The organism is Nonomuraea sp. NPDC059007, assembly GCF_042740555.1.
Classification (GTDB): domain Bacteria; phylum Actinomycetota; class Actinomycetes; order Streptosporangiales; family Streptosporangiaceae; genus Nonomuraea.
Window position 1 is genome coordinate 95327 of record NZ_JBHYJD010000005.1, and the last position, 12441, is coordinate 107767.

At 70.9% G+C, this 12441-nt stretch carries 10 protein-coding genes; 8 read left to right on the forward strand and 2 right to left on the reverse strand.

Going from position 1 to position 12441, the window contains the following annotated elements:
- Positions 1–16: 16 nt before the first annotated feature.
- Both ACFWY5_RS09770 and ACFWY5_RS09775 read left to right on the forward strand, forming a co-directional pair.
- A complete protein-coding gene (locus tag ACFWY5_RS09770; protein ID WP_379611678.1) occupies positions 17–1363 on the forward strand; it encodes an SLC13 family permease in 1347 nt (448 codons plus the stop codon).
- A 64-nt stretch (positions 1364–1427) separates the two neighbouring features.
- Positions 1428–2024, forward strand: a complete 597-nt coding sequence (locus tag ACFWY5_RS09775; RefSeq protein ID WP_379631098.1) for a TIGR03086 family metal-binding protein — start codon at positions 1428–1430, stop codon at positions 2022–2024.
- Between the two features lie 240 nt (positions 2025–2264).
- Here ACFWY5_RS09775 and ACFWY5_RS09780 read toward each other — a convergent pair whose 3' ends face one another.
- Entirely contained in the window at positions 2265–3815 is a 1551-nt protein-coding gene (locus ACFWY5_RS09780; RefSeq protein WP_379631100.1) for a DUF4082 domain-containing protein, read from the reverse strand.
- An 804-nt stretch (positions 3816–4619) separates the two neighbouring features.
- Here ACFWY5_RS09780 and ACFWY5_RS09785 point away from each other — a divergent pair.
- On the forward strand, positions 4620–5504 hold the full coding sequence (locus tag ACFWY5_RS09785; protein ID WP_379631102.1) for a helix-turn-helix domain-containing protein: 885 nt from the start codon (positions 4620–4622) through the stop codon (positions 5502–5504).
- A 450-nt stretch (positions 5505–5954) separates the two neighbouring features.
- Here ACFWY5_RS09785 and ACFWY5_RS09790 read toward each other — a convergent pair whose 3' ends face one another.
- Positions 5955–6173 (reverse strand): DUF397 domain-containing protein, encoded by a 219-nt coding sequence (locus ACFWY5_RS09790; protein WP_379631104.1) that lies wholly within the window; start codon positions 6171–6173, stop codon positions 5955–5957.
- Positions 6174–6338: 165 nt separating this feature from the next.
- On the opposite strand from ACFWY5_RS09790, the gene ACFWY5_RS09795 reads away from it, so the two are divergent.
- The 5 genes from ACFWY5_RS09795 to ACFWY5_RS09815 all read left to right on the forward strand — a co-directional run bounded on the left by ACFWY5_RS09795 (position 6339) and on the right by ACFWY5_RS09815 (position 12417).
- The gene (locus ACFWY5_RS09795) at positions 6339–7301 is read left to right on the forward strand and encodes a BTAD domain-containing putative transcriptional regulator (protein WP_379631106.1); all 963 of its coding nucleotides are present in this window, start codon (positions 6339–6341) and stop codon (positions 7299–7301) included.
- Positions 7298–9487 carry a hypothetical protein gene (locus tag ACFWY5_RS09800; protein ID WP_379631108.1) on the forward strand — a complete coding sequence of 730 codons (2190 nt, stop codon included), beginning with the start codon at positions 7298–7300 and terminating at the stop codon, positions 9485–9487. The genes ACFWY5_RS09795 and ACFWY5_RS09800 overlap by 4 nt, the downstream gene beginning before the upstream one ends.
- Positions 9488–9503: 16 nt before the next feature.
- The gene (locus ACFWY5_RS09805; RefSeq protein ID WP_379631110.1) at positions 9504–10601 is read left to right on the forward strand and encodes a hypothetical protein; all 1098 of its coding nucleotides are present in this window, start codon (positions 9504–9506) and stop codon (positions 10599–10601) included.
- A 127-nt stretch (positions 10602–10728) separates the two neighbouring features.
- On the forward strand, positions 10729–11655 hold the full coding sequence (locus ACFWY5_RS09810; protein ID WP_379631112.1) for a D-alanyl-D-alanine carboxypeptidase family protein: 927 nt from the start codon (positions 10729–10731) through the stop codon (positions 11653–11655).
- 69 nt (positions 11656–11724) lie between these two features.
- Positions 11725–12417: an NAD(P)-dependent oxidoreductase gene (locus tag ACFWY5_RS09815; protein ID WP_379611667.1), complete on the forward strand. Its 693-nt coding sequence runs from the start codon at positions 11725–11727 to the stop codon at positions 12415–12417.
- The last annotated feature ends 24 nt before the right edge of the window (positions 12418–12441 follow it).

Consider the following 12441-nt stretch of genomic DNA (forward strand, 5'->3'; position numbering starts at 1 on the left):
AGAACGGAGTCATGTCATGTCCGCCGAACTTCTGTCCATACTCGCCCTGATCCTGATGTTCGTGGTGGCCACGGCCTTCCCGGTCAACCTGGGAGCCCTGGCCCTCGTCGGGGCCTTCCTCGTCGGCACCCTCGCCGCCGGGATGGGCACCGACGACATCCTCGGCGCCTTCCCCGGCAGCCTGTTCGTGATCCTGGTCGGGGTGACGCTGCTGTTCGCGATCGCCACCAACAACGGGACCGTCGACTGGCTCGTGCGCGCCGCCGTCCATCTCGTGCGCGGGCGCATCGTGGCCATCCCGCTGGTGATCTTCGCGATCGCCGCGCTGCTCACCGCGGTCGGCGCGCCCGCGCCCGCCGTGGCCGCGATCCTCGCCCCCATCGCGTACGGCTTCGCCGCCCAGTACAAGATCCATGCCCTGCTCATCGGCCTCATGGTCGCCCACGGCACGCAGGCCGGGGCGTTCTCCCCGATCTCGGTGCTGGGCGGCATCGTGAACGGGGTCACCAAGGAGGCGGGGCTGCCCAGCTCGAACCTGGTGCTGTTCCTGTCCAGCTTCGCCTTCAACGCGGCGGCGGCGGTCATCGTGTTCCTGCTGTTCGGCGGGCCGGCGCTGGCCCGCCGTACCGCGTCTGACGGGCCTTCCGAGGAGGAGGTCGCGGAGTCGACGCTCGAGGAGGAGCGTGGCGGCGCGGTCTCCGGCGGCGGGGTTTCCGGCGGCGGGGGGACTGCCACGATCGCCAGGCCCGGGACGGGGCTGCGGCTGACCGTGCACCAGGCGCTGACGCTGGCCGGGATCGTGGGGCTGTGCGCGGGGGTGCTCGCGTTCAAGCTGGACCTCGGCCTGACCGCGGTCACCGTCGCGGTCATCCTCTCCCTCACCTCGCCCAAGGCCAACAAGGGCGCCGTCGAGCGGGTGGCGTGGCCGACGGTGCTGCTGATCTGCGGCGTGGTCACCTACGTGGGCGTACTGCAGGAGATCGGGACCATCGACTGGGTCGGCACGCACGTGGCAGCGATCGGCGTCCCGCTCGTGGTCGCGCTGCTCATCTGCTACGTGGGCGGCGTGGTGTCGGCGTTCGCCTCGACCGTCGGCATCCTGGGGGCGCTGGTGCCGCTGGCGGTGCCGTTCCTGTCGCAGGGGACGCTCGGCCCGATCGCGATGATCGCGGCGCTGTCGGTGTCGTCGGCGATCGTGGACGTCAGCCCGTTCTCGACCACGGGCGCGCTGCTCGTGGCCAACGTCCGGGGCATGGACCGCGACGTCTTCTACCGCAAGCTCCTCGGCTACGGCGCCGCCATCGTGGTCGTCGGCCCGCTGGCGGCGTGGGCATTGCTGGTGGTGCCGGGCTGGCTCGGCTGACGCCGCCTTGACCAACCCCTCGTTCAGCCGGTAGAAAACCAATAGGTTATGGAAACGAGGGGTTATGAACGAGATAGCCGACGTCTACCACCGCCGGGCCGACGCCTTCGAGGCGAAGGTCGCCGCCGTCAAGCCGGAGCAGTGGTCGGACCCGTCGCCCTGCGCGCAGTGGACCGCCCGCGACGTGGTGGGGCACATCGTGGACATGCACGCCGTCATGCTGAGCCCGATCGGCCGCGCGCTCAGCCCCGCCCCCTCGGTGAAGGAGGACCCGCTCGCCGCCTTCCGCGCCGCGCGCGCGGACGTCGAGGCCCTGCTCGCCGACCCGGTCGCGGCCGCGACCGAGTGCGACACCCCGGCCGGGCGGTTCACCGCCGCCCGGCACGTCAACGAGGTCATCAGCGCCGACCTGCCCCTGCACGGCTGGGACCTGGCCAAGGCCACGGGACAGGACGCCACGATCGACCCGGAGGACGTGCGGCTGTCGTGGGAGTCGGTCTCCGCGCTGCCGCCGGAGCTGATCGAGCAGTACCGGACGCCGGGGGCGTTCGGGCCGGGAGTGGAGGTGTTCGGGCCCGAGTTCAAGGTCGGACCCGACGCCTCCCCGCAGGACCGGCTGCTCGGGCTGATCGGCCGCGACCCGAACTGGCAGCGCCCCTGACCGCTCGTGTGCCGGGCACCGCGACCTTGTCCAGGTTCGCCCGGAAGTTCGGTCCCGTTGTGCCTCGGTCGCCGGGGTTCCATCTCGCAGCGTGTCCGGGGACTACGACAGCGCGCCCGCCCAGTGCGGCAGGTGCGGCCGCACCTGCCGCTCCTGCCGCACCGGATCCCCGGGGAGCCGGGTGGGGGCTGCCGGGGAAGGTGGGCGGCGGTGGTGGAGTGCCGCCGCCCGGGTGAGGGGTCAGCCTGCCCCTACGGCCTGGCCGCCGTCCTCCCAGCGGTTGTTGCTCCACAGGTTGCCCTCGGCCTTGGCGTCGAAGTGGGCCATCGGGCCGTAGTAGCCGCACTTGCTGAAGACCTGGCGGCTGAAGACGTTGTCCTTGATGACCACGTTGTACGGCGAGTACGGGTGCTCGATGTGCTTGGCGCCGCCGTAGATGCAGTAGCCGCCGCCGGCCAGCAGGTTGCCGCTGACCTCCACGTCGTGGATCGGGCCGAAGACCGGGCTCAGGATGATGGCCGACGTCTGGTTCTCCGGGTTGATGATCGTGTTGTGGCGGATCACCAGCTTGTTCTTTTCCTTGTTGCCGTTGGTCTGGATGCCGTCGGTGTGGTCGCCCGGGTTCGCCTGCCACATGTCGTGGATGTAGTTGTCCTCGATGAGTCCGGACTTGGCCATGATGGCGGCGTTCGACGTGGTGTGGATGTTGTTGCGGCGAACGGTCATGTTGCCGGTGCCGTCGTTCCAGATGCCGATGTCGAGCTTGGTCTTCTTGTTCGAGCCGATCTCGCAGTTCTCGACCGTGAGGTTGGTGTGGCCCTCGCGTAGCTGGATGCCCCAGTAGCCACCGACGATGATCTTGCAGTTGCGGATCGTCACGTTGTCGGCCCAGATGTCGAAGCCCTCACTGACCTCCACGCCGTCGAACACCGCACCGTCCTGCTTGACCTCGCCGCCCTTGATCTTTCTGAACGTGGAGATGGTGGGGCCGGTGTTGTCCTCATTGGGGAAACCGGTCATGGGGGGCGGGTTGGTGGGCTTGGTCGGGGTGCTGGTCGGCTTCGTCGGGGTGCTCGTGGGTTTCGTGGGGGTGCTGGTCGGTTGTGTCGGGGTGGTCGTCGGCTTGGTGGGGGTGCTGGTCGGATGTGTCGGGGTGGTCGTCGGCTTGGTGGGGGTGCTGGTCGGGGTCGTCGTGGGGGTGGTCGTGGGCTTGGTAGGTGTCGGCGTCGCGGTCACCGTGCGGGTGGGGGTGGGGGTCGGCTTGCCGGTCGGCGTGGGACCGGGCGACGGACGGTAGTTGAAGATCACGTCCGTGAAGTAGTTGAACTTCGCCGGGTTGGCGTAGGAGGGGAAGCGGGAGCGCTTGCCGTACGCGAAGACGCCGTTACGGTCGGACGGCGCGGAGAGCGGACCGGAGACGACCGGCTGCGAGAAGCCGCCGCGCTGGGCGACGTAGGTGCCGTGGCGGGTGTGGTACGAGGCCGTGTAGACGGCGCCCGCCCAGACGGGGACGGGGGTGCCGAAGAGCGCCGTCTGCCATCCTTCGCGGGTCTCGCCGGTGAACTGCACCCTGGCCAGCGCGCGGCCCCGGGCGTCCCAGAGGGTGCCGACGTGGCGGCCGCGCTCGCCGCGCGGCTTGTAGAAGCGGATGCCGGCGATCTCGCCGTTTCTGTCGGCGGTGAAGCGTACGCCGAGTTCCAGGGGTATCCGCTCGGCGCGGCGCGGGGCGGTGACCGGGCCTTTGTTCCACAGGCTCGCCTGAAGCGTGTCGGGTGCGGTCTGCGCCCGCATCTTTTCGGCTTTCTGCGCTTTCTGCGTTTTCTGAGCCTGGCGGGCTGACTCCCCCGCCACGGCGCTCGTCGTCGGTATGGCGACAAGCGCGATGGCCACGAGCACCCCTAACGCCAGTCGCGATCTTTTACGCTTCGACCTGGCAGCATGAGATCCCACTGTTCGGCGCTCCGTCGTTTGAGGGTATCCGAATTTATGGATTTGAGATAACCGCTTTCGAGCCCTCGTTCTAATCTCGGCGCCAGATCATACCGAGGCGGTAAGTGCGCGCAAGGGAAATACGAAATTCCCGTCTATTTACGCATGCCCCACACAGATCACCCCCACCCCACCAGACACGGTACGGCCGCCACACCCGCCACGACCACCCAGCCGCCCCCGGGCCGCCTCCTCACGCGCCGCCACAGACCGGCGCGACCCGGCCCACACAGCCCGACTCGCGGCATGACGGGCGCACGTAAGACAAGGGGCCCGGAGATACGCGGGCCGGAGGTGCGCGGGATGGGGTGGAGATGGGGCGGGGTGGGCTGAGGAGGGGGTGGGGGTGGTGAGGCGCGCGGGAGCATAGCGAGGTCGTGGGGCCTGGGGTGGAGTTGCCGGTGAATCATGCTAAGTCGCTATGAGACATATATTTCGGTCTTTATACCGCTAACTGGGGAGCTGCCACCTGTACGGTGATTGACTACTCACCGAATCACCCACAAACTCGCATCAGATTGAATCATGCCGAATCACTGCGCATCGGACGCGCGCGGGGATCTCGGGCGATGCGGGAGGCACGTGCCTGTGGTGACGGACGACGGTATGGATCCGCAGATCAAGCGGCAATGGCTTGGAGCAGAGTTGAGGCGTTTGCGTGACATGGCCGGCGTCTCCGGACGAGATCTCGCCGAGCAGATCGGGATCAGCCAGTCCAAGGTCTCGCGGATCGAAGCCGGTGCGGCGATGCCGTCGTTCTCACAGGTGATGGCGTGGGCCGAGGCGGTGAACGCGCCCGATGACACCCGGCAGGTACTCGCCTCGCTGACCCAGGCGGCCTTCACCGAGGTGCAGACGTGGCGGGCGGCCCTGCGTAACCGGCCGCATCTGCAGGGGGAGATCCAGAAGCTGGAGCGGGGGGCGCAGGTGATTCGTACGTTCCAGCCGGCGCTCGTGCCCGGGCTGCTGCAGACGGCCGAGTACGTGAAGCGGGTGCTGACGTTGTTCCAGCCCGGGTATGCGGAGGACAAGCTCGCCACCGTCCTCGCCGCCCGGCTGGACCGGCAGCTCGCGTTGTACGACGAGGCCAAGCGGTTCGAGTTCCTCATCACCGAGGCGGCCCTGCGGTGGCGGCCGGGACCACCGCGCCTGCTGCTGGCCCAGCTCGACCGGATCGCGTCGCTCAGCACCCTGGAGAACGTCTCCATCGGCCTCATCCCGCTCGACACGGAGGCGGTCACCAGCATGGCGCACGCGTTCGTCATGTTCGAGACGGACGGTGGCGCGTCCGGCGACGACCACGAGGACGAGGAGGAGGACTGCGCCGTGGTGACGGTGGAGACGGTGCACGCCAACCTGGTCGTCAAGGGGGCCGAGAGCGTGAGCCTCTACCACGACCGGTGGACGTCGCTGCGCCGGATGGCGGTCTTCGACGACGAGGCCCGGACCTTCCTGTCCCAGATCAGCACCACCATCCGGGCCGGAGGCTGAACCATGCCCACCCCCGAGCCGCCCACCCCCGAGCCAGCCAGCCCCGAGCCGGCCAGCCCCGAAACGGCCAACCGGCGAACAGCCGGGCCAACGGTGGTCAGGCAGGAGGCGGTCGGACGGAAGACGGTCGGACGGAAGAAGGTGGTCGGACAGGAGGGGGTCAGACCACAGGCCGTCAGACCCGGGGCCGTCAGACCGGGTGGCGCCCGGCCGGGGGTGGGCTGGGGGCGTGAGGGTGCGGGGCGGCTTCGGGTGGTCGGGGTGTGGAGGGCCGGACCGTCGGGGGGCGGGCGGGAACCCGTCGGGCGCGAGCCCGTCAAGACGCTCGGGCCACCGCCGGCCGGGTGCCCATTGTCCGCGCGAGGGCCGCGTGAGACGTGGGTGCCCGGCCAGGCGTGGCCCGAGTCGCGGCCGTCCGGGTGGGGTTCGCCCGGACGGAGGCTCAACGGGTCAGGCGATCGCGGGCCGCCCGCCCGGCACGTCGAACTCGCCGGCCTTCACGGCCCCGGTGAACTCCTCCCATTCCCTGCCGTCGAACAACAGCATCGGCCCGTGCGGGTCCTTGGAGTCGCGCACGGCCACGACCTGCGCCATGGCCACCTCCACACAGGTGCCGCCTTCGCACGCGCTCCGGAACTCCACCGGCGCCTCCATCCTGATCCTGCTCATCTCGAGCCCTTCCTGGTGTCGGGTGTTTCTTCCTGACTCCAGAGTCCAAGGCTTCACTGGCAACCATCTGTGCCGTGACCTGGGAACACTCCGAAATTCTCCGGCACGGCGCCAAGCCGTTTCTCCGGTTTTCCGGAGACCTTTCGAAGGAGGTAGACGAGGGAAATGAATGCGGAAACAGCGGTCCGCGAGGGCCCGCCGCCGGTGCTGAGCCTGCTCGGCCCGGTGGAGGTCCTGCGGGGAGACTCGCGCTTCTCCCTGGGCGGCCCGCAGGTCAAGCGCATGATCGTGGCACTCGTGGAAGCCGGGGGCAAACCCCTGTCCCACGACAGATTGAAGGAGTGGATCTGGCAGGGCCGGCCCGCCGACGGTTACCCGGCCGACGCCCTGCACGGTCTGGCCAGCGCCGTACGCAAGGCGTTCAAGGACACGGGCATCACGGCGTCGCTCGGCAAGGAGGGCCTGTCCTACCGGCTGCGGATCGCCGATGAGCACGTGGACGTCCGTCTGTTCCGCGAGGAGGTACGGCAGGCCGTCCACCTCCTGGCCACCGGCAAGGACACCCCCGCGGTGCGGATGCTCGACCAGGCGCTGGCCCGATCGAAGGGCGAGCCGCTCACCGGCCTGGACGGCCGCCTGATGGGCCGGTACCGCGAGGCGCTGAGCATGGAGGTCACGCAGGCGCGGCTGGTCCTGGCCGCCGCCCGCATCAAGGGCGGGGCGCACGCCGAGCAGATCGCCCCGCTCAAGGCGGTGGTGGAGCAGGACCGGAACAACGTGGCCGCGGCCTGGCTGCTCATGCACGCCTACTTCCGCGACCACCGCTGGGAACTGGCCCATCGGGTGCTCCAGGGCGTGCCCACCGCTCCGGAGTTCCTGCGCGACCTGGAACGCAGGATGCTCAAGACGGACCCGGACCTGTACCGGCCCGAGGCGATCGACCTCCCCGGCACGCCGGCGCCGTCCGTCACCGTGACCCGGCCAGAAACCCAAGAACCCGGCGAACCACGGCAAGAGGAGAAACCGGCAGCCCCCGGCCACCGGGACATCGTCACCAACACCAGTTACGGCGACGGCGACATCCACTCCTACCATGCCAACACCATCAACCTCGGGAACCGGCCATGACCGAGCCCGTGCCGTACGGCGGGCCGTACCGGAAGGAAGAGCCGCAACCCGAACCCGAGCCCACCCCCGAGGAAGAACAACGCCAGGCCGACACCGAGCGCGGACGGCGGGCCGACGGGCTGCGGTACCTGTTCGGCCCGGCCTGGTACGCGGGCGCGGCACGCGACCGCACGACGTCGTGGGCCGCCCGCGACGTGCACAGTTATCACGCCGACACGGTCACCACGCACACCGTCTACCAGGTCGCCCAGGACTTCGTCACGCCACCCAGGTTCGGCGGGCTGACGCGGGACGACCTGGACCTGCGCCACCGGCTCCATGTCGGCACCGGCTCCGACGAGCGGCTGCGCGCGGGCGTGGCGCGGCATCGGGCGGTCGTGCTGTGCGGGGAGGCCTCGACGGGGCGGCGCGACAGCGCGCTGCGGGTGTTGTCGGCGATCGTCCCGGTGCCGCGGGCGCACGAGTTCCCGGTGGAGATCGCCGAGGTGGGCACGATCGAGGCGTTGTTCCCCGAGCGGCCGGGCGATCCGGCGCCGTGCAGGATGACGGGCTGGCGGGTGGAGCCCGAGCGGGCCTATGTGCTCGACGCGTCCGGGCTGAGCGGGCGGGTCAACCGCGCCCATCTGGACGCGCTGAAGCGGGCGGCGGGCAGCCGGTCGTGGGTGATCGTGCTGGCCGCCGGGCCCGCCCTGGCCGAAGATCTGCACGGGGCGCCGGAGGTGGTCGGGCACGAGCGTCCCGACCTGCTGAGCGTGCTGGAGAACCACCTGTGGGGACGGCTGGAGGACGCGGCCGCCGAGGTCATGGAGAACGCGCGCCGCCTGCTGAGCTCCGACGCCCTCCTGCTGGAGGTGGGCACGCTGCGGTTTCCCGCGGAGGCGGTACGCCTGTCCGGCGACCTGGCCATCCAGCTCCTGGCGGGCACCTCGGCCGGGGACGTGCTGACCCGGTTGCCGGGGCGGCGCAGGGAACGGCTGCGCGAGTGCTTCCACGACGTCGATCCCCGGCATCTGGCGCTGCCGCTGGTGGCCGCCGCCGCGTTCCAGGGACAGCCGGTCGGGAAGGTCGTGCGCGCGGCGGACCGGCTGCGGGAGAGCCTGCCGGGCCAGAAGATCCCGCCGGACCCGTTCCTGCGCCGTCTGCCGGCGAACCTGGACGCCTTCGTCAGCGGCTTCAAGGGCATGGACGAGGAGGCGGCCCGGCGTGGCCGCGACCCCCGGGTGATCCTGCTGCCCGAGTCGCTCGGCCGGGACGTGCTGACCGTGGCCTGGCGCGACCTGCCGGGCCTGCGGTCCACGATCCTCGGCTGGCTGCGGGCACAGGCCGAGCAGGAGGATCCGGCCATCCGCGTCCAGGCCGCGCAGGCCGTCGGGATGTTCGCCGTGCTCGACTTCGAGCACGTCGCCGGCTCCACGCTGCTCCCCTGGCGCGACTCGCCCAGCCCGCTGCACCACCGCGCCTTCAGCCTGGCGCTGGAGGCCGCCGCCGGCGCCGACGAGCGCACCGCCTTGCGGGTACGCCGCCTGCTGCAGCCGGGCGGTCCGCAACCGGCCCGCGGCGCACTCATCGACGCGTACGGCACGCGGATCGGCGCCCTGTTCCCCGGCGACGCGCTGCGGGCGATCGACGACTTCCTGCGCGAAGCCGCCGCAGACGCCGGCCCCGAGGACGGCGCCCGGGTGGCGGCCGAGGTCGGGCTGTCCAGGATCGCCCGCGTCGTCACGGAGATCTTCGCGGGCGGCGCGGCCCACCAGGTCCTGAACCAGTTGCGCGGATGGTCGGGCGGGCCGCGGCACGTCGGGGAGCCGGTGGTGGCGTTCGTCCGGCGCAAGGTGGCGGTGCGCGCGATGGTCCGCGTGGCCAGGCTGCCCGCGCCCGGCACGGCCGTACCCCGTGCGCCGGCGCTGCTGCGCATGCTGGCCGGCGGCGAGGTCTCCGCGGCCAGGCTGCGCCCGCTGTGGCAGCTCAGCCTGGCCGACCGGGACATGGGTGAGAGCGCGTGGGAGGTTCTGCGCCGCTGGGTCGAGGCGGCCGACGGCGACGAGGCTCTGGTCGAGCCGGTACGCGCGCTCGTGGTCCCGCTCGCCACCCGCGGCCGCCTGGAGCGCAAGCGGTTCTACCACCAGATCGAGCAGTGGAAGCGGCGCCGTGGGGGCGCCGCGTTCTCGGCATTCCCCTATATCTGACACTTGAGGACGTCATATGACGGCAACCACGACAACACCCCGGCCCTGGCGGCCGGGTCTGGGCCGGCGCCTGCTGAGCTGGTTCCGGCGGCTCACCCCCGAGGTCCCGCCGGTGAACGTGATCGACAGCTTCACCTTCACCTCCCCCGCTCGCGACGACGCCTTCTCCTTCACCGTGACCGTGCGGTGCTGCTGGCGCGCCCGCGGCGGACCCGACCGCGGCAAGATGGAGTCCTTCGTCGGCGAGCGGCGGCGCCTGGACGAGCAGGCCATCCGCCGGATGGTACGCGCCGCGGTGCGGGAGTTCCCGCCCTACGCGGCCAAGGACGCCGAGGACGCGGCCAACAAGACGCTCACCGACGACGGGCTCGTGCTGCTCGGCACCACCACGCGCGGGGACATGAGCGCGACCTGCACCGCCTGGGCCGAGATCGACGTGGCCGAGCCGGTGCGCGCCTACCAGGAGAAGGAGTGGCGGGCGAGCCTGTCCTGGGCGGCGCACGCCCACGACTCCACGCAGGCCATCGGCACCCTGACCAAGCTGCGCGACGAGTGGCTGGTGTTCCTGGGCGCCGATCCGGGCAAGCTCACGCACGATTGGCGGCTGCCGTTCGCGATCCGGCTGGCAGAGCACGGACGGCAGGTGACCGAGACGGTGGCCAGCATGCACTGGCGGCGCAGGCGCGACGTCACGTTCGCCGCGGGCTTCTACCAGGACGTCATCAAGCAGTTGCGCGGCGCGGGGCACTACGACTTCGCGGTGAGCGTGGAGGACCTGCTGCGCAAGATGGTCAAGGCCTACGACCTGCCGAGGTACGACCTGGTGGGCGAGATGCTGCGGAACGAGCTGCTGCCCTACAACGAGAACGACCCGATGCTCCACGTGTTCGGCATGGGCCAGGAGGCGGAGGGTCCCGAGCCCGAGATGTTCGGCACCTCCCCGGGCGAGGACACGGGGCCCGCCTGGCGGACGTGGCACGGAGAGCGGCTCCAGGAGGAGCCGGTGGCCGTGCCCGACCCGGACGACGAGGAGCCCGAGGAGCCCGCCGCCGAGCCCGACGGGCAGTCCAACGCCCAGATTCCGCAGCCGCGCAAGGCCGATGAGGACGCCTGAGCGCGCCGGCCACCCGGGGGTGATCACCGGCGGCCTTCCTGGCTGATGCCGGGCCGATACAAAGCTGAGCGCCGCCCAACACACGCGTACGGCGGGCCGGATGTGTGCACCACCCATCGTGGGCGGTATGCGACTTTTCCTGCTGTTCCTCCTGCTGGTAGGCGCGGTGTCCGGCTGCGCCGCCGTATCGGCGACCCCCAAGTCCGGCGTGCCGCTGCCCTGGCCGGACGAGGGGCAGGCAGCGGTCGAGGTCGAGGGCATGGGCAGCCTGGGCACCAGCGGTGACGGCGAGCCCGTCCCGATCGCCAGCGTGGCGAAGGTGATGACCGCCTACGTGATCCTGCGCGGCCACCGCCTGCGCCCCGGCGAGCGGGGCCCGCTGATCGAGGTGGACCGGACGGCCGCCGACGAGTCGCACTCGCGCGAGGAGTCGACCGCCCCGGTCAGAGCGGGCCAGCAGGTACGGCTGCGCCACCTGCTGGAGCTGATGATGGTCCCCTCAGGCAACAACGTGGCCCGCCTCCTGGCCCGCTGGGACGCCGGCTCGCAGGAGCGTTTCACCGCGAAGATGAACGCCGCCGCCCGCCGCCTCGGCATGCGCGACACCACGTACACCGGGGCCAGCGGCAACGAGGACAGCACGGTCAGCACCGCCGCCGACCAGCTGAAGCTGGCCAGGGCGGCCATGGCCGACCCGGTCCTCCGCGAGGTGGTGGCGCTGACCAGGACGCCCGTGCCCGGCGGCGGACAGAGCCTGCCCAACACCAACACCCTGCTGAACGAGCACGGCGTCATCGGCATCAAGACCGGCTCGGGCACGGCCGCGGGCGGCAACCTGATGTGGGCCTCCCGGGTGCGGGGCCGCCTGGTGCTCGGCGTGATCCTCGCCCAGAAGCCCGGCACCACCCCGGCCGCGGCCAAGGCGGCGGCGCTCCAGGCGGGGGCGAAGATGACCGGCGCGGTCGAGCGGTGGCTGCTCAGGCCAGCAGCTCTCGTGCCGGAGCCCGCCGCCACCACGCCTCGACGCGCTCCGGCGTCCAGCCCCGCGCCATGATCTCTCCATTTGACTTAACACTATCTATAATGAATATAGTGCAGGTCACTCACTTGGAGAGGCAAGCACATGAAGCTCGTGATCTTCGGCGCCAACGGCCCCACGGGCCGGCTCACCACGGCCCAGGCGCTCGGCGACGGACACGTCGTCACCGCGGTGACCCGCCATCCGGAGGAGTTCCCGATCACCCATCCGGGCCTCGACGTCGTCCGGGCCGACGCGCTCGACCCCGCGGCCGTGAGCCGCGTGGTGAAGGGGCACGACGCGGTGATCTCCTCGCTCGGCGTGCCGTACAAGTCGCCGGCCGTCACCACGGGCTCGCGGTCGGCCCGGCACATCACCGCGGCCATGGCCGAGCACGGCGTACGCCGCCTGGTCTGCACGACCTCGACCGGCGTGCCGATGAAGCCCCCGCCCGGCGAGACCTTCGTGTACCGGAAGGTGGTCGTGCCCATGCTGCTGCGGATGGGCCGCCCGCTCTACGAGGACGCCGCGCTGATGGAGCGGATCGTCTCCGGCACGGACCTCGACTGGACCATCGTGCGACCGTCCGGGCTGTTCGACGGCGCGGCGGTCACCCGCTACACCGTCGGCGCGCCCCAGATGATCGGCCGGTTCACCGCACGCCGGGACCTGGCCGACGCGCTGGTCAGGGAGGCGGTGGAGGATCGCAACGTCCGCTCCGTCGTGGAGGTCATCACCACCGAGGGGACCCCGAGCGTCTACCGCGTCTTCCTCAAGGAGGCGCTGCGCATCGGCTAATTTTAGATGCGCCTGAAACAACTG